General features: G+C 72.3%; 18 protein-coding genes and 1 pseudogene. 12 read left to right on the plus strand and 7 right to left on the minus strand.

The annotated features are described in order from the left end of the window. The coding region (locus ETD85_RS44575; protein ID WP_138695900.1) for a tetratricopeptide repeat protein at positions 1 to 983 on the minus strand (983 nt) is incomplete at its 3' end. A gap of 147 nt (positions 984 to 1,130) precedes the next feature. Here ETD85_RS44575 and ETD85_RS44580 point away from each other — a divergent pair. Further along, entirely contained in the window at positions 1,131 to 1,949 is an 819-nt protein-coding gene (locus ETD85_RS44580) for a DUF1206 domain-containing protein (protein WP_138695901.1), read from the plus strand. A gap of 96 nt (positions 1,950 to 2,045) precedes the next feature. Here the strand turns inward: ETD85_RS44580 and ETD85_RS44585 are convergent, their stop codons facing one another. Continuing rightward, positions 2,046 to 3,140, minus strand: a complete 1,095-nt coding sequence (locus tag ETD85_RS44585) for a glycerophosphodiester phosphodiesterase (RefSeq protein WP_240779835.1) — start codon at positions 3,138 to 3,140, stop codon at positions 2,046 to 2,048. Positions 3,141 to 3,474: 334 nt separating this feature from the next. On the opposite strand from ETD85_RS44585, the gene ETD85_RS44590 reads away from it, so the two are divergent. Beyond that, positions 3,475 to 6,798: a CARDB domain-containing protein gene (locus ETD85_RS44590; protein WP_240779836.1), complete on the plus strand. Its 3,324-nt coding sequence runs from the start codon at positions 3,475 to 3,477 to the stop codon at positions 6,796 to 6,798. Between the two features lie 151 nt (positions 6,799 to 6,949). Next, the gene (locus tag ETD85_RS44595) at positions 6,950 to 8,293 is read left to right on the plus strand and encodes an MFS transporter (protein ID WP_138695903.1); all 1,344 of its coding nucleotides are present in this window, start codon (positions 6,950 to 6,952) and stop codon (positions 8,291 to 8,293) included. 65 nt (positions 8,294 to 8,358) lie between these two features. On the opposite strand, the gene ETD85_RS44600 is transcribed toward ETD85_RS44595, so the two are convergent. Next, positions 8,359 to 8,781 carry a nuclear transport factor 2 family protein gene (locus ETD85_RS44600; protein ID WP_138695904.1) on the minus strand — a complete coding sequence of 141 codons (423 nt, stop codon included), beginning with the start codon at positions 8,779 to 8,781 and terminating at the stop codon, positions 8,359 to 8,361. A gap of 165 nt (positions 8,782 to 8,946) precedes the next feature. Here ETD85_RS44600 and ETD85_RS44605 point away from each other — a divergent pair, with 165 nt between their 5' ends. Then, the gene (locus ETD85_RS44605; RefSeq protein ID WP_138695905.1) at positions 8,947 to 9,261 is read left to right on the plus strand and encodes an EthD family reductase; all 315 of its coding nucleotides are present in this window, start codon (positions 8,947 to 8,949) and stop codon (positions 9,259 to 9,261) included. A 37-nt stretch (positions 9,262 to 9,298) separates the two neighbouring features. On the opposite strand, the gene ETD85_RS63725 is transcribed toward ETD85_RS44605, so the two are convergent. Then, positions 9,299 to 10,384 (minus strand): DUF5685 family protein, encoded by a 1,086-nt coding sequence (locus ETD85_RS63725; RefSeq protein WP_170247169.1) that lies wholly within the window; start codon positions 10,382 to 10,384, stop codon positions 9,299 to 9,301. A 182-nt stretch (positions 10,385 to 10,566) separates the two neighbouring features. On the opposite strand from ETD85_RS63725, the gene ETD85_RS44615 reads away from it, so the two are divergent. Next, positions 10,567 to 11,235 (plus strand): DedA family protein, encoded by a 669-nt coding sequence (locus ETD85_RS44615; RefSeq protein WP_138695906.1) that lies wholly within the window; start codon positions 10,567 to 10,569, stop codon positions 11,233 to 11,235. On the opposite strand, the gene ETD85_RS44620 is transcribed toward ETD85_RS44615, so the two are convergent. Then, positions 11,232 to 11,948, minus strand: coding sequence for an SDR family oxidoreductase (locus ETD85_RS44620; protein WP_138695907.1), 717 nt, complete (start codon positions 11,946 to 11,948; stop codon positions 11,232 to 11,234). The genes ETD85_RS44615 and ETD85_RS44620 overlap by 4 nt on opposite strands. Before the next feature lie 249 nt (positions 11,949 to 12,197). On the opposite strand from ETD85_RS44620, the gene ETD85_RS44625 reads away from it, so the two are divergent. The 5 genes from ETD85_RS44625 (at position 12,198) to ETD85_RS44645 (ending at position 16,747) form a co-directional block, all read left to right on the plus strand. After that, a complete protein-coding gene (locus ETD85_RS44625) occupies positions 12,198 to 13,112 on the plus strand; it encodes an ABC transporter ATP-binding protein (RefSeq protein WP_138695908.1) in 915 nt (304 codons plus the stop codon). Between the two features lie 8 nt (positions 13,113 to 13,120). Then, complete coding sequence (locus tag ETD85_RS44630; RefSeq protein WP_138695909.1) at positions 13,121 to 13,912, plus strand: ABC transporter permease; 792 nt, start codon at positions 13,121 to 13,123, stop codon at positions 13,910 to 13,912. Between the two features lie 140 nt (positions 13,913 to 14,052). Beyond that, positions 14,053 to 15,177, plus strand: a complete 1,125-nt coding sequence (locus tag ETD85_RS44635; RefSeq protein WP_138695910.1) for a sensor histidine kinase — start codon at positions 14,053 to 14,055, stop codon at positions 15,175 to 15,177. Next, positions 15,168 to 15,812 carry a response regulator gene (locus ETD85_RS44640; protein ID WP_138695911.1) on the plus strand — a complete coding sequence of 215 codons (645 nt, stop codon included), beginning with the start codon at positions 15,168 to 15,170 and terminating at the stop codon, positions 15,810 to 15,812. The genes ETD85_RS44635 and ETD85_RS44640 overlap by 10 nt, the downstream gene beginning before the upstream one ends. 110 nt (positions 15,813 to 15,922) lie before the next feature. Beyond that, positions 15,923 to 16,747, plus strand: coding sequence for an aldo/keto reductase (locus tag ETD85_RS44645; RefSeq protein WP_138695912.1), 825 nt, complete (start codon positions 15,923 to 15,925; stop codon positions 16,745 to 16,747). Positions 16,748 to 16,839: 92 nt separating this feature from the next. On the opposite strand, the gene ETD85_RS44650 is transcribed toward ETD85_RS44645, so the two are convergent. Further along, the gene (locus ETD85_RS44650) at positions 16,840 to 17,598 is read right to left on the minus strand and encodes a maleylpyruvate isomerase family mycothiol-dependent enzyme (RefSeq protein ID WP_138695913.1); all 759 of its coding nucleotides are present in this window, start codon (positions 17,596 to 17,598) and stop codon (positions 16,840 to 16,842) included. Positions 17,599 to 18,070: 472 nt separating this feature from the next. On the opposite strand from ETD85_RS44650, the pseudogene ETD85_RS66250 reads away from it, so the two are divergent. Further along, positions 18,071 to 18,634 (plus strand): annotated as a pseudogene (locus ETD85_RS66250) (MerR family transcriptional regulator); the annotation flags it as partial. A 628-nt stretch (positions 18,635 to 19,262) separates the two neighbouring features. Here ETD85_RS66250 and ETD85_RS44660 read toward each other — a convergent pair. Further along, entirely contained in the window at positions 19,263 to 20,561 is a 1,299-nt protein-coding gene (locus ETD85_RS44660) for an MFS transporter (protein WP_206059261.1), read from the minus strand. A 66-nt stretch (positions 20,562 to 20,627) separates the two neighbouring features. Here ETD85_RS44660 and ETD85_RS44665 point away from each other — a divergent pair. Continuing rightward, positions 20,628 to 21,526, plus strand: an 899-nt coding sequence (locus tag ETD85_RS44665; protein WP_138695915.1) for a LysR family transcriptional regulator, incomplete at its 3' end; no start/stop codon positions are given.

The following is a 21,526-nucleotide window of genomic DNA, read 5'->3' on the forward strand; positions in this document are numbered from 1 at the left end:
GCATAAGAGATTAAGAAACAGCCCACGTACGACATGACCGCGTGCATGTCATTGAACGCGTAGAACGGCTCGGCCACCCGCGCCGGCCACGCGTCGGCCAGGGCCCGCCAGCGTTCGTGCTGCTCGGAGCCATCCAGATGGAGCCGCCAGAGCAGCGCGGCCGCGTCCAGCAGCTCCATGCAGGACTGCCCGTCGGCCAGCACCGAGTCGTACACGGCCAGCACCCGCGGCAGGTCGCCGGACTCCAGCGCGTACAGGCTGTAGTGCCACCAGTTGTGGATGTTGAAGAAGGTGCCGGTCGACCAGTCGGGCACCCGCGCGTCGAGGTAGCGGAGCCCGTCGCCGAACCTGCCCTGCATCTCATAGGTGTGCACGACGGCGTGGATGCCCCACACGTCACGGGCGTTCAGCTCGACCGCCCGCAGCCCGACCTCCTCCGACCTGTCATAGTGTCCCGCCTCCTCCAGGCCGAAGGCGTACATGCCCAGCACGTGCCCGAAGTGCGGGTCGTCCTCCCGCCAGCCGCTCAACGCGCCGCCGATCCGGTCCCGCAGCGAGCGCGCGTCGCCGGTGAAGAAGTCCACCTGGTGCCCGGCGGCCAGCGCCAGGGCGTCGCGCGGGTGCTGTACGGTGATCTCGCCCAGCAGCCTCCCGCACGTCAGGAAGTCGCCGTCCAGCAGGGCCTGCACGGCCGCCACATGAGCGCGTTCGCGGGGGAGCAGCGCGGTCTCGTCGGTCCTGCGGCGGAAGGCGGCGAAGCGCACCCGCGCCGTCTTGGCGTCCTCCACCTCGGTCGTCAGCAGCCCCAGGTACGCCGACAGGACGTTGCCCATGGGGAAGCCGGGCGACTCGGCCAGCGCCGCGTTCGCCTCGGCGTCCACCTCGGCCCTGAAGTGCAGGAGTTCGTCGATCGCCCGGTCGTAGTGGCGTACCGCGGCAGTGCTCGCGCCGGACATCGCGAGGCCGTGCTGATCGGTGGTCACCGGGTCAATGTACCCACCCATTCGGTCGGAAATGGGAGGCCGAGCGCCTCCGCGGACAGGTGGCCGTCCGCGCTCCGCCGCGGGCCCAAGGCTTAGACGGTCGTTTCCCGGGCACTCGTGCTCTTCTACCCCCCTTTGGAGGAAACGGTGAACACTGCGGAAAGGGCGGGACGCGAGGCTAAGGGCGCGGCCCGGCGCGCGGCTCGAAGCCGCACGCTGGACGTGCTGGCCCGGGTGGGCCTGGCCTGCCGCGGAGTGCTGTACGCGCTGATCGGCGCGGTGGCGGTGCAGATCGCCGCCGGTGACCGGTCGGAGGAGGCGGACAAGGCGGGAGCCATCACGACGCTCGCGGAGCTGCCGTTCGGCGCCGTAGTGCTGTGGATCATGACGGCCGGGTTCGGCGGGCTCACGTTGTGGCAGGTGCTGGAGGCGGTGTCCGGCGGCGGGAAGGTCATCGACAAGGTCGAGTCGGTGGGCCGGGTCGCGGTGTACATCCTGATCATCTTCACGTTGGTGAGCATGCTGACGTCGGGCCACGCCACGTCCGACGACGAGAAGTCGCAGGACCTGACGGGCCTGCTGCTCGGCCTGCCGGGCGGGCGGTACATCGTCGGGGCGCTCGGGCTGGGACTGGCCGCGCTGGGCGTGTACTGGGTGCGCCAGGGACTCACGAAGGGCTTCAGGCGGGAGCTCGACCGCGGGCGCATGTCCCCGAGGGCGCGGGCCGTGATGGACCGGCTCGGGCTCGGCGGGTACGTCGCCAGAGGCGCGATCGGCGCCCTGGCCGGGGTCCTGGTCATCCGGGCGGCGATCACGTTCGACTCCGACAAGGCGGGCGGGATCGACGCGACGCTCAGGCAGTTCGCCGACACGCCCGCCGGGCCCTGGCTGCTCGGGGCGGTGGCGCTGGGCGTACTGCTCTTCGCCGGCTACTGCTTCGGCGAGTCCCGCTGGCGCCACACCTGACCCGCCGGCACCACACCTGACCAGGCGCCCGTGCCGCACCTGAGCCGTCCGTCCGAGCGGAGACGGCTCAGGCGCGGGCATCGGATCGCGGACGGGTCAGGCGGACCGCTTGGCCACCACGGCCCGCCCCATGGCGGGATCGTCGCAGAACGCGCCGTCGATCCCCAGCTCCAGCAGCCGCGACAGCCATCCCATCACGTCACCGGTCGCCCGGGGGTAGACCGGGCTGGCCGGGTTCCCCATCCGGTAGTCGGCGGGCAGTTGGGAGTTCTCGTTGCGGATGGTCCAGACGTGCACGTCGAGCCGCCTGCGGTGGGCGTCGGCGACCAGCGTGGTCGGCTCGAGGGTGCCGCCCGTGGCGTCCACCGGCACCACGCGGCGGGTGTCCACCCCGATCCCGTTCGCGTAGCCCGCGACCTCGCGCAGCCCCTCCGGGGTCACCATGTCGTCGTAGGTGCGGGTGCTGCCGGCGGCGACCCAGTCGTACGGCGCCCCGCCGAACGTGATGAGCTGGATCAGCGGCAACCGGGTCCTGGCGCGCAGCTCGCGCAGGTTCGCGGTCTCGAAGGACTGGATGTACGCCTTGCGCACCCGGTTGCGGTTCAGCACGTCGAGCAGCGGCTCCTCCAGCGACAGGCCGATGGAGTCGAAGTAGGTCGGGTGCTTGGTCTCGGGATAGACGCCGACCCCGTGCCGGAGCGCGAGCCGTACGACCTCCTCGAAGGTCGGGATCTCCGGCAGCCCGTCGAACGCGGTGTTGTCCGGACGCAGGTCGGGGACGCGTTCACGGGCCCGCAGCGTCTTCAGCTCGCTCAGCGTGAAGTCCTCGGTGAACCAGCCGGTGACCGGCCGGCCGTCCACGGTCTTGGTGGCACGACGGTCGGCGAACTCGGGGTGGGCGGCCACGTCGGTCGTGCCGGAGATCTCGTTCTCGTGCCTGGCCACGAGCACGTGGTCCCTGGTGGAGACGAGGTCGGGCTCGATGTAGTCGGCGCCCATCGCGATGGCCGCCTCGTACGACAGGAGGGTGTGCTCGGGCCGGTGGGCGCTGGCGCCCCGGTGCCCGATCACGATGGGAGCCTGGCCGCGGCGGTCCGCCGTGGCGGGAGGTGTCTGAATCAGCACGACGGCGACCGTACCGCCGGCGAGGACGCCGGCCAGCACGCTCGCGAGTAACCTGCGCATGGTCATGCGCGCACCGTAGACCTCTGAGGTGGCCCGCGAGTTACGGGTGAGCACACAGAGGAAGGCGTCCGGGAACGTCCGATTGCGGGTGGCGGCGCCACGCAAACCACGCAACCGTCCACCGCAAATACTTGCGGTTGATTGCGTATTCCGGACGTTGCCTCTTACATGAGGTTTCGAGCAATTCGCAGCTCCTTGCACCCCTTCTGACAAGGAGAAAGAAGGCTCACGACACAGGCAACCATTAGTTCATTCTTTGCGAAATCTCGTCGAAATATTGCGGCTATCTGTGCGACATCTTATGGTTCGGCCATCCGCCTCACCCCGGAGGGCCACCCCCATGCGAGCACTGTTAGCCGTCCTTGCGTTACTCATCGGAGTCCTCGTCGCGCCGCCCGCCCAGGCCGCGGCCGACACCAACCTGGCGGCCGGCAAAGCCGCCACCGCCAGCAGCGTCACCGACGTCTACGCCGCCGCCAACGTCACCGACGGCAACCAGGCCACCTACTGGGAATCGGCCAACAACGCCTTCCCCCAATGGGTCCAGGTCGACCTCGGCGCCACCGCGAGCATCAACAAGCTGGTGCTCAAGCTCCCCGCCGGCTGGCCCGGCCGCACCCAGACCCTCACCGTCCAGGCCGGCGCCACCCCCACCGGCCTGACCACCCTCGTGCCCTCGGCCACCTACACCATCAGCCCGGCCGCGACCATCACCTTCGCCGCGACCACCACGCGCTACGTCCGGCTGCAGATCACCGCCAACACCGGCTGGCCGGCCGGGCAGCTGTCCGAGTTCGAGATCTGGGGCAGCGCCGGCGACGACCCGCCGCCGCCCGGCACCAACCTCGCGCTCGGCAAATCCATCACCGAGTCCTCGCACACCCACACCTACGTCGCCGCCAACGCCAACGACGGCAACGTGCAGACCTACTGGGAAGGCGCCGCCTACCCCGGCCAGCTCACGGTCCAGCTCGGCGCCAACGCCGACCTGAGCTCCATCACGCTCAAGCTCAACCCCGACGCGGCCTGGGCCCGCCGCACCCAGACCATCCAGGTGCTCGGCCGCGAGCAGAGCGCGACCGGCTTCACCGGCCTCGTTGCCTCCGCGACCTACACCTTCGACCCGGCCACCGGCAACACCGTCACCATCCCGGTCACCGGCAAGGCCGCCGACGTCCGCCTGCAGATCACCGCCAACTCCGGAGCACCCGGCGGCCAAATCGCCGAGTTCCAGATCTTCGGCGCCCCGTCGGCCAACCCCGACCTGACCGTCACCAGCCTGACGTGGAGCCCGGCCGCGCCGAGCGAGACCAGCGCGATCACGCTGTCGGCCACGGTCAGGAACGCGGGCTCGGCCGGCTCCCCGGCGGACAGCGTCAGCTTCTACCTCGCCGGCTCCCTGGCCGGCACCGTCGCCGTCCCCGCCCTCGCGGCCGGCGCCACCGCCACGGTCACCCACGGCCTCGGGACCCGGCCGGCGGGGTCGTACCCGGTGAGCGCCAGCGCGGACGCCGACAACACCGTCATCGAGCAGAACGAGGACAACAACGCCTTCACCGCGGCCTCGCCCCTGGTGGTCACCGAGGCGCCAGGGCCCGACCTGCGCGTGCTGAGCATCACCCCCAGCCCGCCGAACCCGGCCGCCGGCGCGGCGGTCACGTTCTCCGTGGCCGTGCAGAACCGCGGGTCCGCCACGACGGGCGCCACCACCGTCACCCGGCTGACGGCGGGCGGGACCACGCTCAACACCAGCACCGCGCCGATCGCCGCGGGCGCGACCGTCAACGTCGCGATCAGCGGGAGCTGGACGGCCACCAGCGGCGGCGCCACCCTGACCGCCACCGCGGACGCGACCGGCGTGGTCGCCGAGACCAACGAGACCAACAACACCTTCTCGCAGCCCATCGTGGTCGGGCGCGGGGCGGCGGTGCCCTGGGTCGAGTACGAGGCCGAGGCCGCCGCCTACCAGGGCACCCTGCTGGAGGCCGATGCGCTGCGCACGTTCGGGCACACCAACTTCGCGACCGAGTCCTCGGGCCGCAAGTCGGTGCGCCTCAACAGCACAGGCCAGTACGTCGAGTTCACCTCGGTCAACCAGGCCAACTCGATCGTGGTGCGCAACTCGATCCCCGACGCCCCCGGCGGAGGAGGCATCGAGGCCACGATCAGCCTGTACGCCGACGGCGTCTTCGTCCAGAAGCTGACGCTCTCCTCGCGCCACAGCTGGCTCTACGGCACGACCGACGAGCCCGAGGGCCTGACCAACACCCCGCAGGCCGACGCCAGGCGGCTGTTCGACGAGTCGCACGCGCTGCTGGCGAGGTCGTACCCCGTGGGCACCAAGTTCCGGCTGCAGCGCGACAGCGGCGACACCGCCTCCTTCTACATCATCGACCTCATCGACCTGGAGCAGGTCGCGCCGCCGGCCGGACAGCCGGCCGGCTGCACCTCGATCACCAGCTACGGCGCGGTGCCCGATGACGGGCTCGACGACACGGCCGCCATCCAGCGCGCGGTGACCGACGACCAGAACGGCGTCATCGGCTGCGTCTGGATCCCGCCGGGCCAGTGGCGGCAGGAGAAGAAGATCCTCACCGACGACCCGCTGAACCGCGGCCAGTACAACCAGGTCGGCATCAGCGACGTCACGATCCGCGGCGCGGGCATGTGGCACTCCCAGTTCTACACGCTGACCGAGCCGCACCTGGCGACGGGCGGCATCAACCACCCGCACGAGGGCAACTTCGGCTTCGACATCGACGACAACGTGCAGATCTCCGACCTGGCCATCTTCGGCTCCGGTCGCATCCGCGGCGGTCCCGGCGGGGCCGAGGGCGGGGTCGGCCTGAACGGGCGCTTCGGCCAGAACACCAAGATCACGAACGTCTGGATCGAGCACGCCAACGTGGGCGTCTGGGTCGGCCGCGACTTCGACAACATCCCCGACCTGTGGGGGCCGGCCGACGGCCTGCAGTTCAGCGGCATGCGCATCCGCGACACCTACGCCGACGGCATCAACTTCTCCAACGGCACGCGCAACTCGCGGGTCTACAACTCCTCGTTCCGGACGACGGGCGACGACTCGCTGGCGGTGTGGGCCAACCCGTACGTGAAGGACCCGGCCGTGGACATCGCCCACGACAACCACTTCGTCAACAACACCGTCCAGCTCCCGTGGCGGGCGAACGGCATCGCGATCTACGGCGGCCACGGCAACACGATCGAGAACAACCTCATCTACGACACCATGAACTACCCCGGCATCATGCTGGCGACCGACCACAACCCGCTGCCGTTCTCCGGCCAGACGCTGATCGCGAACAACGGGCTCTACCGCTGCGGCGGCGTCTTCTGGTCCGAGGCGCAGGAGTTCGGAGCCATCACGCTCTTCGCCCAGACCCGGGACATCACCGGAGTGACCATCCGGGACACCGACATATCCGACTCGACCTATGACGGGATCCAGTTCAAGACGGGCGGCGGCAACATGCCGAACGTCGCCGTCACCAACGTACGCATCGACAAGTCCAACAACGGCGCCGGCATCCTGGCGCACGCGGGCGCGCGCGGCAGCGCGACGCTGACCAACGTCACCATCACCAACTCGGCCAAGGGCAACATCGTCCGCGAGCCGGGCTCCGGCTTCGTGATCACGGGAGGCTAGCGGAGCCGGCGAAGGCGCCCGGCACCCGGCCGGGCGCCTTCGGCGCGCCGCTCGTCAGTGCTGGTCAGCAAGCGTTGACAGAGCCTGGTGACCGGCGTTGATCTGTCATGTACCGTCACGGGTGAATGCGCGACTACCGGAGGAGCGGTAGATGACCGAGGAGCAGCGACTAGACGCGACAGAACAGCAGAAGAGACGGCAACTGGTCCGGGCGGTGATCGCCTCCGCGGTGGGGACCTCCGTCGAATGGTACGACTTCTTCCTCTACGGCTTCGCCGCCAGCACCATCTTCGCGGGGCTGTTCTTCCCGACGAGCGATCCGACGACGGGCCTGCTGCTCGCCCTCGGCACCTACTTCGGCGGTTTCGCCGCCCGGCCGATCGGCGCGGCGATCTTCGGCCACTACGGCGACCGCATCGGCCGCAAGGCCACCCTGATCATCACCCTCCTGACCATGGGCATCGCCACCGCGCTCGTCGGCCTGGTGCCCACCTACGAGCAGATCGGCATCTGGGGCGGCATCCTGCTCACGCTCCTGCGCCTGCTGCAGGGCATCAGCGTCGGCGGCGAATGGGGCGGATCCGTCCTGCTCGCCACCGAGTGGGGGCAGTCGCGCGGCGGTCGGCGCGGCTTCCTCGGGAGCTGGCCGCAGTTCGGGGTGCCGGTCGGGCTCGTGCTCGGCTATCTGGCGCTGCAGATCTTCCAGCCGCTCGACACCTACTGGGGCTGGCGCATCCCGTTCCTGCTCAGCATCGTGATGGCCGCGGTCGGCCTCTACATCAGGCTCGGCATCCTGGAGACGCCGGTCTTCACCAAGGTCCTGGAGGAGAACCGGGTCGAGCGCGTCCCCGTGCGCGAGGTCATCGTCAGGAACTGGCGGGAGATCGTGCTGAGCGCGCTGCTGCGCACCGGGCAGCAGGCGCCGTTCTACATCTTCACCGTGTTCATCCTCACCTACGCCACCAAGACGCTGGGCTTCAAGGCGGGCGACGTCTACCTGTACGTCATCGCCGCCGGCGTCGTGTCGCTGTTCACCGTGCCGTTCTGGGGCTACGTCTCCGACCTCGTGGGCCGGCGGCGGCTCTACATCATCGGCGCGGCGGCGATGGTGGTCTGGTCGTTCATCTACTGGCCGCTGCTGGACACCCGCGTCCCGTCGCTGGTGTTCCTGGCCATCGTGCTGGCCGCGCCCATCCACGACATCCAGTACGGCCCGCAGGCCACGTTCATCGCCGAGAGCTTCACCGGCCGGCTGCGCTACAGCGGCGCCTCGCTCGGCTACCAGCTCGCCTCGGTGACGGCCGGCGGGCCCGCGCCGCTGATCGCCGTGTGGCTGTACGCGACCTACCAGAGCTCGTTCGCCATCGCCGTCTACATGGCGATCTGCGCCCTGATCAGCATCGTGGCCGCGTTCGCCCTGAAGGACCGCGCGCACCTGGACTACGCGGTCGAGTACGACGACGCGCAGCCCGGTCCCTCGGGCCAGGGGCCGTGACGTCGTAGCCCGGCCGTGCGGCCGTCCCCGCGGGACCTGGCGCCCGCGGGGGTGGCGCGCCCGCGTCAGGAGTCGCCGAACACCATGCGATGCGCCCTGGCGGTGTCCATGTACTCGCGCACCCGGTGGATGCGCCCGTCCCGCAGCGTGAAGATGAAGCAGTAGTCGTTGCTGTAGGCGTTGCCGCTGGCCAGCGTGGCCTCCATGGTCTCCTCCACCACGACCACGTCGCCGTCGGCGTGCAGCCCGCGGAAGGCCACCGCCACGTCGGCGACGAACATGCGCGAGAAGTCGACGGCGAGGAAGTGGACGATGGCGTCCCTGCCCACCATGTGATGACTCCCGCCGAGCGCCACGGCCGTCGCGTTCCCGGGCGGGGCCAGCCATTCCGCGTCCTCGGTGAAGAACGTCGCGATCAGGTCCTTGTCCCCGCTCGCGAACGATCGCCAGGCCCGTTTGACCAGCTCGCGGTTCCGCTCAGGAGTCATGCCGGGCAGTGTAGGAAGCCACCGGGCGGACGGCTGGCGGATTTCGGACGTGATCATCGCAGCCGACGGCGAGCGGCCGGCCCTGCGGCGGACGCCCGGTTCCCTCTATCGTCCCGGGCCCGGTGGAGGTTTGATCGAGGGACACCCCGATCCTGGAGGCAGACAGTGGCATTTCAGCTCATAGTTCTCTACCACCACCCCGAGAGCGTCGCCGCCTTCGACAAGCACTACGACGAGACGCACGCCCCCATCGCGGCCACCCTGCCGGGCGTGCGCGCCTACACCGTCCTGCGTCCCGCCGCCGGGCCCTCGGGTGAGCAGCCCGCGTACCACCTGGTGGCGGTGCTGACCTTCGACGACCAGGAGGCCTTCAACGCGGCGATGGGCAGCGAGGCGGGCGCGGCGGCGGTCGCCGACCTGGCCAACTTCGCCGGCGCCGGTGTCACGATGCTCACCGGGCCGGCCGGGCAGGTGGTCTGACCTCGCGACGGCACGAGGGCCGCGGGTCAGGCCGCCGTCAGCTGCCGCAGGAGCAGTCGCAGCAGTCGCCGCAATTCCCGCAGTTCCCGCAGTCGCAGTTGCCCGCGTCGCGCAGGTAGCAGCGATCGTCGCACGGGCGGCCGCGCCGCTTGCTCCACCGCGGCCGCCACAGCCCGCAGGTCAGGAACGTCGCCACCCCGGCCGCCGACTTGCGGATCCAGCCGGGCCGCCGGTACGAACCCGAAGGGCCGCCCCCCAGGTGGCCGGCGGCGTGGAAGGTCCGGTCCACCGCGCGGCTCACCTCGGTCCTGAGCAGCGTGTCCACGAGGTGGCGCTCCTCCAGCTCCAGCTCCAGCACCGCCAGGGACAGCCCGAGCGCGGCGTCGTCGCACAGCCGCCGCGCCTCCTCCGTCGTGGTGCCCGTCGCGGTCAGCGGGTTGAACGCCTGCCGCGCGGCGTCCTTCTCCCGGTCCTCGACCGCGTCCAGCAGGTGGGCGATCCGGCCGAAGAGCCGGCCCGCCTCGGCCAGGGGAACGGCGTTCCCCGGGCGGCCGGCCAGCGTCGCCGTGTGGGCGAACGCCGCCGCCACCGCGTCCTCCGTGGGCGCGGTGAGCTCCAGCAGCCGGCCGGCGCCCGCGTACCGGGGATCGGCGTGGCGGCGCTCCAGGGCGAGCTGCCGGTCCACGGTCGCGACCAGCACGGCGGCGTCGAACCCGGTCCCGGCCGCCAGGCGCGTGCCGCCCGCCGCCCAGCGGGCCGCCAGCCCGCGCCGGGCGCGCCCGAACGCGGCGTCGCCGTCGGCCGCCTGGTCGCGCAGCCGGCCCGCGGCCAGCACGAGTGAGACCCCGGCGGCCAGCCGAGCCCCGCCCGCCCGCGCGTCCACCACTTCCGCGCCGCGGAATCCGCGCAGCGCGCACGGCCCCGCGACCCGGCGCGGCGCGGCCGCGGGCGACTGGGCCTCGGCGAGCGCTGAGACGATCAGGGTGTCGTAGTTGGTGGCCAGCCGCGCGCCGTGCCCCTGCCCGTCTCGCAGCGTCAGGCACAAGCCGCAAAGATGCGCCCGCCACGCCGCGCGCAGCGCCGGGCAGCCGTGTTCGGCGCACGGCCGGATGATCCCGAACAAGCCAACCCCGTTCCTGATAAGAAGTGCTGTTTCGCCCTGGTATCGACGAAGGTTAGAGGCCGGACGGTGCCGGACGGCAGAGGCGCCGCGAGATTGGCCGTCGTCTCCCTGGGCAGGGGTCAACGGCCGCGTGACCGACCCGCCCGGTCCGTGCGGCCGAGACCGACCCTCCAGGAGGACTTATGCATGACGGATCGCTGACCGCCGCCGAGCCTGGGGGCATCGCCGGATGGGCAGTCGATCTGATGGCCACGCTGGGCGGGCCGGGCGTGGGCCTGGCGGTCGCCCTGGAGAATTTGTTCCCGCCCCTGCCGAGCGAGGTCTTCCTGCCGCTCGCCGGGTTCACCGCGAGCATGGGCCGGATGACGCTGCCGGAGGTGCTGGCCTGGACGACGGCCGGATCCGTGGCGGGCGCCATCGTGCTCTACCTGCTGGGCGCGCTGCTCGGGCCGGAGCGGGTGCGCGCGATCGTCGCCCGGGTGCCGCTCATGGACGTCTCCGACGTGGACAAGACGCAGGACTGGTTCGCCAGGCACGGCAACAAGGCGGTGTTCTTCGGCCGGCTGATCCCGTTCTTCCGGAGCCTGATCTCCATCCCGGCCGGGGTCGAGCGGATGCCCCTGCCGGTGTTCCTCCTCTGCACGGCGCTCGGCAGCCTGATCTGGAACACCGCGCTGGTGCTGGCCGGCTACCTGCTGGGGGAGAGCTGGACGGTGGTCGAGGCGTACGTGGGCGTGCTGTCCAAGGTCGTGCTCGGCCTGGTCGTCCTGGCCGTGGTGCTCTTCGTCGTCAAGCGGACGACCCGGCTCCGGCGCGAGCGCCGCTCGGAAGAGGCGGGCCGCCCGAGCTAACGGGGCTGGGGCAGCTCGGGTCGGCCGCCGGAGGCCAGCCGCTCGCCGCGCCGCAGGATCGCGGCGTCCCAGCCGTCCGGCACCACGGCGAACGTCCCCGCGCGCACGGCGGCGAGTGCCGTGGCCGCGACGTCCGACGGGTCCGCGCCCTCGGGGGACATGCCGGTGCGCACCAGCGCCGGGCAGAGCAGCGTCACGCCGATCGCGGTGCCCGCCAGCGCGAGGGCGGCCTGCTCCGCGACGGCCACGACGGCGTGCTTGGACGCGGCGTACGCGCCCCCGGCGGGGAACGTCACCAGCCCCGCCAGCGAGGCCGTGATGAGCAGATGGCCGGGCCGGCCCCCGGCGAGCATCCGCGGCACGAACGCGCGCAGCCCGTTGACCACGCCGCGCACGTTCACCGCGAACACCCGGTCCCAGTCCTCGGGGCTCACCTCCCACGGCAGGCCCAGGTCGCGGCCGACGATGCCGGCGTTCAGGCACACCAGGTCCGGCTCGGGGACGGCGGCGGCGAGGGCGTCCATCGCGGCGGGGTCGCCGACGTCGGCGGGCACGGCGCTCGACGGGGCACCCAGCTCGGCGGCGGTGGCGCCGAGGGCCGCCGCGTCGACGTCGGAGAGCACGACCCGGGCACCGTCCGCGTGCAGCCGGGCGGCCAGCGCCCGGCCGATCCCGCCGGCGGCCCCGGTGACGACGGCACTGCTGACGATCATGATCGGCCTCTCTGTACGACCGGTGCTCCGGAGCGACGTAGCGTACCGGCCGCCCTGCGCGATGTCGTACGGCACACCGGATGCCGGTAGTTGTGCGCGGAACGCCTGAACGGCCCGGCGCTACGGTGTCGGGGCAGGCCGGGAGCGTCCCCGTTCGCGCCCGGCCTGTGAGGTTACGGTTTTCCGCCATAGAGGTGGGCGGCTCGCCCCCATGGTGGTGCGCGCCGCGGCTGCCTAGCGTGAGGCGGCGTGATCAGTGTCAAGGGATTGAGCAAACGGTACGGCGACCACCTCGCCGTGGACGATCTGTCGCTGGAGTTGCGGCCGGGCACGGTGACCGGGTTCCTGGGGCCGAACGGGGCGGGGAAGTCGACGACGATGCGGCTGATTCTCGGCCTCGACCGGCCCACCGCGGGCACGGCGACCATCGGCGGCCTTCCGTACCACCGGATCAGGAACCCGCTGCGGACCGTCGGCGCGCTGCTGGACGCGCGCGCCACGCATCCGGGCCGCAGCGGGCACGCGCACCTTGTGGCGCTGGCGCGCAGCAACGGCATCGCGCGGCGGCGCGTGACGGAGGTGCTGGAGACGGTCGGCCTGGCCGGGGCCGCGCGCAAGCGGGCCGGGACGCTGTCGCTCGGGATGAGCCAGCGGCTCGGGATCGCGGCGGCGCTGCTGGGCGACCCCGAGGTGCTCATGTTCGACGAACCGGTCAACGGGCTCGACCCGGACGGGGTGCGGTGGGTGCGCGGCCTCATGCGGTCGCTGGCCGACGAGGGGCGGACGGTGTTCGTCTCCAGCCATCTCATGAGCGAGATGCAGCTCACGGCCGACCACCTGGTGGTGATCGGCAAGGGGCGGCTGATCATGGACGCGCCGCTGGCGGAGGTCATCGCGGGCAGCTCGCTCACGGCCGTGATCGCGCGCAGCCCGCACGCCGGCGACCTCGCGGCCCGCCTGCGCGCGGCCGGCATCGCCGTGGAGCGGCTCGGCGAGAACGAGCTCGTCGCCACCGGCGCCCCCATCGACCGGGTCGGGGACCTGGCGCACGAGGCCGGGATCAGGCTGCACGAGCTGCGTACCAGGCAGGCGTCCCTGGAGCAGGCCTACCAGGAGCTGACGGCGGCGAGCGTGGAGTACGGCGCGGGGCCGGTGCGGGGATGAGGGCGGGCATGAGGGCGTTGTGGCAGGCGGCGGCGTCGGAGCAGGCGAAGCTGTGGTCGGTGCGGTCCACGTGGTGGTGCCTGGCGGGCGGGCTGGCGCTCCTGGCGCTGAGCGCGCTGACGCTGGGCGGCGCAGCGGCCACGGACGCGCTGCGCGAAGGGACGCAGGGGGTGCGGATCACGGCGAGCGAGCCGGTGGTCTCGGCGACCTCGTTCGCGCAGTTCGCGCTGGTGGCGCTGGCGATGCTGACGATCACCTCGGAGTACGCCTCCGGCGCCATCCGGGTCACCTTGCAGGCGACCCCCGTGCGCGGGACGGTGCTGGCGGCCAAGGCCCTGGTGGTGGCGCCGGTGATGTTCCTGGCCGGGGTGGCCGGCGGCGCCCTGACGACGGGGGTCGTCTACCTGACGCTGTCGGCCGACGTGTTCGGCGGGCTGGTGGTCCTGCCGCTGGGCGAGGTCGTGCCCGACCTGCTGGGTGTGGGGGTTTACTTCGCGCTGGTGTCGATCATGACGTTGGGGGTGGCCGCCGCGATGCGCAGTGCGGCCGGGACGCTCACCGTCGTGTTCATGCTGCTCATGGGGCTGCCGCTGTTGCTGCTGATGACCGGGAGCCAGGCGGCGCTGGCGGCGTCGATGCGGATGCCGCTGTTCGCCGGGCTGGCGTTCATGGGCAGCACGGACAACCTGACCGGCGGGCCGATGCCGTACCCGGCGGTGGAGGGGCTGGCCTGGCTGCTGGCCTGGGTGGCCGCCGCCGCGGCGGCGGGCTACGCGGTGCTCCGCCGCCGCGACGCGTAGGCGCTCGTATGGCCGAGCCGCCGCGACGGCCAGATGCTCGCACGCAGGCCGAGCGGTCGCGACGCGTAGGCGCTCCCATGCAGGCCGAGGTGTCGTGGGGGCTAGACTTCACGCCCGTGTCCGGCCTCAGGATCGCTCGCATGCTGACCGGAGTCGTGCTCGGCACGGCTCTCGGCCTGGCCGAGCTGGCCTTCCTGCTGGTGGCCTGGCCCGCCCGGCTGGTCCCCGCCGCCCGCCCGGCCGCCGGCAGAGGGCTGGCCTGGCTGGTGGCCCTGGAAAGGGCACGCCCGGCCCGCTGGCTCGACCACCGCACGACGCGCGGGCCGGGCGGTTACGGGTTCCTCCTCGCCCGGGCCGCCTCAGGCCTCCTCGGCGGCTACGTCTGCGCGGCCGGCCTGTTCGTCAGCGGGCTGCTGCTCTTCGGCGGGCTGCTGGACCTGCTCGGGGGCGAGTCCCAGCCCGTGCCCGTGAGCCTGCCCGGCGTACGGCTGGTGACCAGCAGCGGCATGCTCGGCCTGACCGGCGGGGCGGTCCTGCTGGCCCTGGTCACCTTCACGGGCCTGGCGCTCGCACAGCTCGAACGCCGGCTGGCCGACCACTTCCTCGGCCCGGGCAGCCACGAGCTGATGCGCCGCAGGATCGCCGAGCTGACCTCGACCCGCTCGGGCATCGTCAAAGCCGTCGACGACGAGCGGCGCAGGATCGAGCGCGACCTGCACGACGGCGTCCAGCAGCGCGGCATCGCGCTGGCCATGCTGCTCGGCCGGGCCCGGCACACCGACGACCACGAACGGATCGCCGACCTGGTCGGCCAGGCCTACACCGAGTCACGCACGCTCCTCGACGAGCTGCGCAGCGTCGCCTGGCGGATCTACCCGACCGCGCTCGACGAGCTCGGGCTGCGCGCCGCGCTGGCGGGGGTGGCCGAGCGGTCGAGCGTACCGGTGACCGTGCACTACGGGCTGGCCGGGCGGCCGGTGTCCGAGACCGAGACCGCCCTCTACTTCGTGGCCCGCGAGGCGATCACGAACGCGGTCAAGCACGCGGCGGCGCGTGACATCCTGGTCGTGCTGAGCGAGGACGAGCGGACGGTGAGCGTGGCCATCTCTGACGACGGCGAGGGCGGCGCCGACCCGGCGGGCGGCGGCCTGTCGGGGCTGGCCAGGCGGGTGCTGGCGCTCGACGGCGAGTTCACCGTGGACAGCCCGGCCGGCGGCCCCACCAGGGTCGCCGCGACGTTGCCGAAGGCGCCGCCGTGCGGGTGATCCTGGCCGACGACTCCGTGCTGCTGCGCGAGGGGCTGACCCGGCTGCTCGACGACGCCGGGCACGAGGTGGTGGCCTCCGTCGCGGACGCCACCGCCCTGCTGGCCGCCGTCGAGGAGCACCGGCCCGACGTGGCGGTGATCGACGTACGCATGCCGCCCACGCACAAGGACGAAGGGCTGCGGGCGGCGCTGGAGATCCGCGAGCGCCTGCCCGACGTCGGGGTGCTCGTCCTCTCGCAGTACGTCGAGCAGCACTACGCCGCCATGCTCCTGGCCGGCTCCACGGAAGGGCTCGGCTACCTGCTGAAAGACCGGGTCTCCGAGGTGGGCGACTTCCTCGGCTCGCTCGAACGCGTGCACGCCGGCGGCACGGTGTTCGACCCCGAGGTGGTGCGCCAGCTCCTCGCCCGCACCACCCACGCCGACCCGCTGAGCAGGCTGAGCCCACGCGAGGGCGAGGTGCTGCGCCACCTCGCCCAGGGGTTCGTGAACGCCGCCATCGCCGAGCGGCTGCACGTCTCGCTCAGCACCGTGGAAAAGCACGTCAACGCCATCATGGACAAGCTCGACCTGCCCAGAGACCCCGGCTACAGCCGCCGCGTGCTGGCGATCCTGCGCTATCTCGAAGGCTGAGCGACTTTCCGCCAGGTTGGTTCGGTGGGCATTCGGGTAAAGACGACATTCAGCTCATACGTCGGCCCATCCCGGTCACGAGCCGACGCCACAAGGGGGAAGAACCAGCGATGACAGTCACGCTCTCCGACGGCCGCCCGATGCCGCGCCTGGGCCTGGGCACCTGGCCCATGGATGACGAGGAGGCCAGGCAGGCGGTGACGCACGCCGTCTCGCTCGGCTACCGGCTGATCGACACCGCGGCCAGCTACGGCAACGAGGCGGGGGTGGGCGCCGCGGTCGCGGAGGCGAGCGTGGCCCGCGAGGAGCTGTTCGTCACGACGAAGCTGCGCGGCTCCCACCACGGATACGACGCGGCCATGCGCGGGTTCGAGGAGAGCCGGGCCAGGCTCGGCCTCGAGTACGTCGACCTCTATCTCATCCACTGGCCGCTGCCCGGGCGCGATCTCTACGCCGACACCTGGCGGGCCTTCGTCCACCTGCGCGAGCAGGGCCTGGCCCGCTCGATCGGCGTGTCCAACTTCACCCCCGAGCAGATCGAGCGGGTGGCCGGGGAGACCGGCGTCTGGCCGGCGGTCAACCAGGTCGAGCTCCACCCCGGCTTCGCCCAGCGCGACCTGCGGGCCTGGCACGCCGAGCACGGCATCGTGACCGAGTCGTGGAGCCCGCTCGGCCGCGGCCGCAAGCTGCTCGGGGAGCCCGTCGTCGCCGACCTCGCCGCCGCGCACGGCCGTACACCGGCCCAGATCGTGCTGCGCTGGCACCTCCAGCTCGGCGCGGTGCCGATCCCCAAGTCGGCCGATCCCGAGCGCATGCGGCAGAACCTGGAGGTGTTCGACTTCGGCCTGGCGGAGGAGGAGATGGCCCAGCTGGGCGACCTCGACGACCCTGGCGGGCGCATGGGCGGCGACCCGGACACCCACGTGGAGCTGTGACCCCTCCCGACCCCACTTGACCGCGCCCGTCCCGCGCCCGTCCCGCGCAGGGAACCCGGACCGGCCCCTGCGCGGTCCGGGCTGGGGCTCGCTCAGAACGCCATCCGGGCCAGCAGGTGGTCCAGCAGCGCGGCGTCACCGTGGAGGCGCACCGTGCCGGCCGAGGGCGGGACCCGGCGCGAGAGCACCAGCATGATCTCCCGCACCGGGCCCGACATCACCACGTCGGCCTCGTGGTCCCCGCGCGCCCACCTGACCCCGCCGGGCGTCCTCGTGGCCAGCCACCCCTCCATGCCGTCGGGCCGCAGCGCGAGCGTCTCGCCCTGACCGCGCAGCTCGGCCAGCGCCGGGTTGATCGCGTACACGCCCGGGGCGGAGATCAGCTCGAACGCCTCGGTGACGGCGTCGGCCGCGAGGTCGTCGGCGATCTCGAAGCCGGCCCCCGTCGTGACCGCCGCGTCGTAATGGTGGATCGAGGTCTCGTTCAGCATCCTGCGCAGCCAGGCCACCGCGGGCCCGCGGCCCAGGATCGTCCACACCTCGGTGTCCGGGCCGGTCTGCGCGATCGCCTCGGTCAGCTCGTCGGCGCCCGCGCGCAGCCAGGCCGCCCACTCCCCGGGCGGTACGGGCACGGCCGTGCGCGGGTCGGGCACGGGCACGGGCTCGCCCTTGCGCACCTGCTCCGCCGCCCACCTGTGCGCCTGCCCGAGGTGCCGGACGAGGTCGGCCAGCCGCCACTCCGGACAGGTGGGCACCTGCGCGCCGGCGTCGGCTCCGGCGACCGCCCTGGCGAACCCGCCGGTCTGCTCCAGCAGCCCTTCCGCCAGCCGGGCAGGGTCCAACGTCGTCATGGCGCCTCCTTCTCGAACGGATTCGCCAGCACCGTAAAAGCTCCAGTCCAACTGGAGGTCAAGCCCGCACCTGCGGCGAGAGCTCTCAGCATGAGGTGCGTGGGGTGCCGCGACGGGGCGACCAGACCATCCGGCAACCGGACGCCCGGCCCGCGATTCGCCAGGCCAGGACAGGCCAGGCCAGGCCAGGCCAGGCCGGACCGGGGCTGGCACGGCGGGGGTTCCGCGTCCTCCCCGGTCTTCACCTACTAGAGGCGGGAGTGGTCGCGGAGGATCTCATAAGCCAGGCGGAGCAGTGATGCAACCGCCGCAGCTGATCCCGGAACCCACCACCATCGGTTCCGCTTTTCCTTCTCAGGCAACATGTAGCCTCCAGGCGTCCGATCGACTCAGCCATGCGTGGCTCGCACGGGACTTCTCGCTGGCGAGAAGCTCCGTGCGCACCCCCGGTTGTCTCCGCCGAACGAGGCACATGATCCGCGTTTACACGTTAACTCCCACACAGGTGGAGGGTGGGCCCTTTATAAGATTTTCGCGATTTGGCCGGAGACTCAGAGGTGTGCATGCTCCAGCGGCACCCCGGCGGCCTCAAGGCGTTCTCGGCGCCGCTCCCGCAGCGAAACGGCGCCGAGACGCTGCCGCCGCGCCTCCAGCGGCGCGCGGCCCTACTGGATCAGTTCGCGTACGGACTGCTGCTGGATGCCGGGAATCCGCACGATCTCGCCGAGAATGTGGTCGCGAGCGAGGAGGGGGTAGTGGGAGGGCCTTTCCGGCAAACGGCGGTACAGATGTCATTGAGAGATCCAGTCCCCGGTGGGAGGGTCAAGTGCCTTTGCGTGATGACACGTTCGGGATCGGCGACCTGGCCAGGCTGACCGGCGTACCGGTGCGTACCATCCGCTTCTACTGCGACGAGGGCATCATCGAGTCGGTGCGCAGCACCGGGAACCACCGCCGGTTCGACAGCACGGCGGTGGAGCGGCTCGGCCTGGTCAGACGGCTGCGCGGGCTCGGGCTCGGGCTGAGCGCCATCGCGCTGGTGCTGGCCGGCGAGCGTACGGTGGGCGAGATCGTCGCGGCCGAGCGGGCCGCGCTCGATCTGCGGCTCGCCGACCTGTCCTGGCGGCGCGCGGCACTGCGCGCGGTCGAGGAGGCGGGCCCGGCCGAACGCGCCGACCGGCTGGAGCTGCTGGCCGCCGTGGAGGACGGGGTGACCGCCCGCGACGCGCTGGTCGACTTCTGGCGGCGCACGATGGTGGCGCCCGTCTCGCCGGAGATGTTCCGCAGCTTCGTGACCATGGCCGTGCCCGAGCCGCCGCCTGACCCGACGCCGCCCCAGGTGGTCGCGTACGCCGAGCTGGTCGGCCTGGTCACCGACCGCTCGCTGACACGCGGCCTGCGGGCCAGGTCGCATGCGAACACGGTGGTGATCGGCGACGAGGACGAGCTGATGTGGGGCGTAGGTGAGGCGTGCGCGCTGGTCGAGCCGCTGGTGCTGGCGGGCGAGGCGCCGCGCGAGGGGCCGGAGCTGGACCGGTTCGTGGCCGCGCACGCCACGGTGCGGCGCAGCGGCGACACCCCGGCGTTCAGGCGCGAGCTGCTCGCGAACGTCGAGCCGGACCGCGACCCGCGCATGCGCCGCTACTGGCGGCTGGTGGGGGAGGTCAGCGGCGAGCCGGCCACGCTGGGTGCGACTCACCTGTGGCTGACCGACTCACTCGAACGCTCCCTTGAGCACCTCGTCTCCGCGCCACCCGGAGGCCCGATCGGCGGCTCACGAGCACTGCCGCCGTGGCCAGCAGCAGCCAGGCCGACGTCAGGACGATGAGCCAGGTCCAGCCCGCGTGGCCGTACACGATGCTGCCCACCGTCCCGCCCGCGCCGCTGCCGAGGTAGTAGCACAGGGTGTAGCCGCCCGCCGCCCGGCCGCGCGCCTCGGCGGGGGCCGCCGCGGTGACCCACGCGTTGGCGATGGCGTGCGCGGCGAAGAACCCGGCGGTCAGTACGGCGAAGCCGAGCGCGATGACGGGCAGCGAGCCGTGGATGGTGAGCACGGAGCCCAGCACCGTCACGACCAGGGCGGCGGCCAGGGCGGTCGTACGGCCCAGGCGAGCCGCCAGGCGACCGGCGGCGGCCGAGGAGGCGGTGCCCATGGCGTAGGCGAGGAAGACCAGGGAGGCGGCGGCGGGGGTGAGCGAGATCGGCGGCGCGGCCAGGCGGAAGCCGGCGGCGTTGTACAGGGCGACGAACGAGCCCATGGCCAGCGCCCCGACGGCGAACGGCACGACGTGCCCCGCATCGGTCTTGAAGGCAGTCCCTGCATCCGTCTCCGGGACAGGCCCTGCGCCCGCCTTCGCGGCGGCACGCCGTGGCTCGCCCGCGGACCGCGGCAGCGCCACCATCGTGAACAGCGCGCACACCAGCGACACCGCGGCGACCACGAGCAGCGCGCCCTGCCACCCCAGCGGCTCGGCCACGAACCCGGCCCCGAGCCTGCCCGTCATCCCGCCCACCGAGTTGCCGGCGATCATCGCGCCCACCGCGCCGGCCAGCCGGGCCGTGCCGAGCTGATCGGCCAGGTACGCCGCCGCGACCCCCGCGAACCCGGCGATCGCCACCCCCTGCACACCGCGCATCACCAGCAGCACGGGGAAGGACGGCGCCAGCGGCAGCAGGAGCCCGACGAGCGCCGAGACGAGCACCGACCAGAGGATGACCCGCCGCCGTCCAACCCGGCCGGCCAGCCAGGCCAGCGGCAGCACGGCCACGGCCAGGGACGCCGTCGCGACCCCGATGGCCAGCGAGGCCGTGCCGGGATCCAGCCGGAACGCCGTGGCGAGCTGCGGGAGCACCGGCTGCGGCGCGTACAGCAGGGCGAAGGACGACAGCCCGGCCGCCGCGACCGCCGCGCTGACCCGCCGCGTGTTCGCTGGAGCTTGGAGGGAAACTTCGGTGACCACCACCCGTGCAACGCTAAGCAAGGCTAATAAATACGTCTAATGCAGAAATAGGCGATAATTCATACTGTGATGGATGAATCCGACGAACAGCTCGCCGCCCACCTTGCCCCGGCCCTCGCCCTGCTGGCCGCCGTCGGCGAAACGGGCCACGTCACGCGGGCGTCCGAGATCCTCGGCATCCCCCAGCCCACTGCAAGCCGCCGCCTCGCCGCCCTCTCCGACCTGGTCGGGGCCCCTCTCGTGCTCCCGTCCGGCCGGGGCATCCGCCTGACCAGGGCGGGCCGCACCCTGGCCGCCGCCTCCACCCGCGCGCTCGCCGGCGTGGCCGCCGCCGCGCGCGAGGTGCGGGAGGAGATCGACCCGGGCACCGGCCGCGTCGTGCTCGGCTTCCTGCACCTGCTCGGCCGGACGCTCGTGCCGTCCCTCATCCGCGGCTTCCGCGAGCGCAACCCGGGGGTCCGGTTCAGCCTGGCCCAGGGATCGCGGCAGGACATGCTGCGGGCCGCGAAGGAGGGTGAGGTCGACCTGGTGTTCGTGGCGCCCCTGCCGCTCGACGACCCCGATCTGGTCAGCACGCCGCTCGCCGACCAGGAGCTGGTGCTGTCCGTGCCGTCGTCCCACCGGTTCGCGACGCGCCGCCGCGTGCGGCCCGCCGAGCTGGCGGGGGAGGAGCTGGTGACGCTCGAACACGGGTACGGGCTGCGTCAGATCACCGACGACCTGTGTGCGGCGGCGGGATTCCAGCCGCGGATCGCGTTCGAGGGGCAGGAGTCGGAGACCGTGCGCGGGCTGGTGGCGGCCGGGCTCGGGGTCGCGGTCCTGCCCCGCTCGGGGCCCGCGCGCTCGGCCTCGGGGGTGGTGGAGATCCCGCTGTCGCCGGCCGTGTTCAGGACGGTCGGGGTGAGCTGGGCCGCGGGGGAGCGCCTGACGCCGGTCGCGCGATCGTTCCGGGACCATGTGTGTTCCGG

The organism is Nonomuraea zeae, from assembly GCF_005889725.1.
Classification (GTDB): Bacteria; Actinomycetota; Actinomycetes; order Streptosporangiales; family Streptosporangiaceae; genus Nonomuraea; species Nonomuraea zeae.

Bases quoted from the DNA above. Each gene is read 5' to 3' on its own strand.
- ETD85_RS44650 (WP_138695913.1), bottom strand. From the start codon at position 17,598: ATGACGACGTTGGACCCTGCCCGGCTGGCGGAAGGGCTGCTGGAGCAG.
- ETD85_RS44645 (WP_138695912.1), top strand. From the start codon at position 15,923: ATGACAGTCACGCTCTCCGACGGCCGCCCGATGCCGCGCCTGGGCCTG.
- ETD85_RS44585 (WP_240779835.1), bottom strand. From the start codon at position 3,140: ATGACCATGCGCAGGTTACTCGCGAGCGTGCTGGCCGGCGTCCTCGCC.
- ETD85_RS44630 (WP_138695909.1), top strand. From the start codon at position 13,121: ATGAGGGCGTTGTGGCAGGCGGCGGCGTCGGAGCAGGCGAAGCTGTGG.
- ETD85_RS44590 (WP_240779836.1), top strand. From the start codon at position 3,475: ATGCGAGCACTGTTAGCCGTCCTTGCGTTACTCATCGGAGTCCTCGTC.
- ETD85_RS44615 (WP_138695906.1), top strand. From the start codon at position 10,567: ATGCATGACGGATCGCTGACCGCCGCCGAGCCTGGGGGCATCGCCGGA.
- ETD85_RS44635 (WP_138695910.1), top strand. From the start codon at position 14,053: ATGCTGACCGGAGTCGTGCTCGGCACGGCTCTCGGCCTGGCCGAGCTG.
- ETD85_RS44595 (WP_138695903.1), top strand. From the start codon at position 6,950: ATGACCGAGGAGCAGCGACTAGACGCGACAGAACAGCAGAAGAGACGG.
- ETD85_RS44600 (WP_138695904.1), bottom strand. From the start codon at position 8,781: ATGACTCCTGAGCGGAACCGCGAGCTGGTCAAACGGGCCTGGCGATCG.
- ETD85_RS44620 (WP_138695907.1), bottom strand. From the start codon at position 11,948: ATGATCGTCAGCAGTGCCGTCGTCACCGGGGCCGCCGGCGGGATCGGC.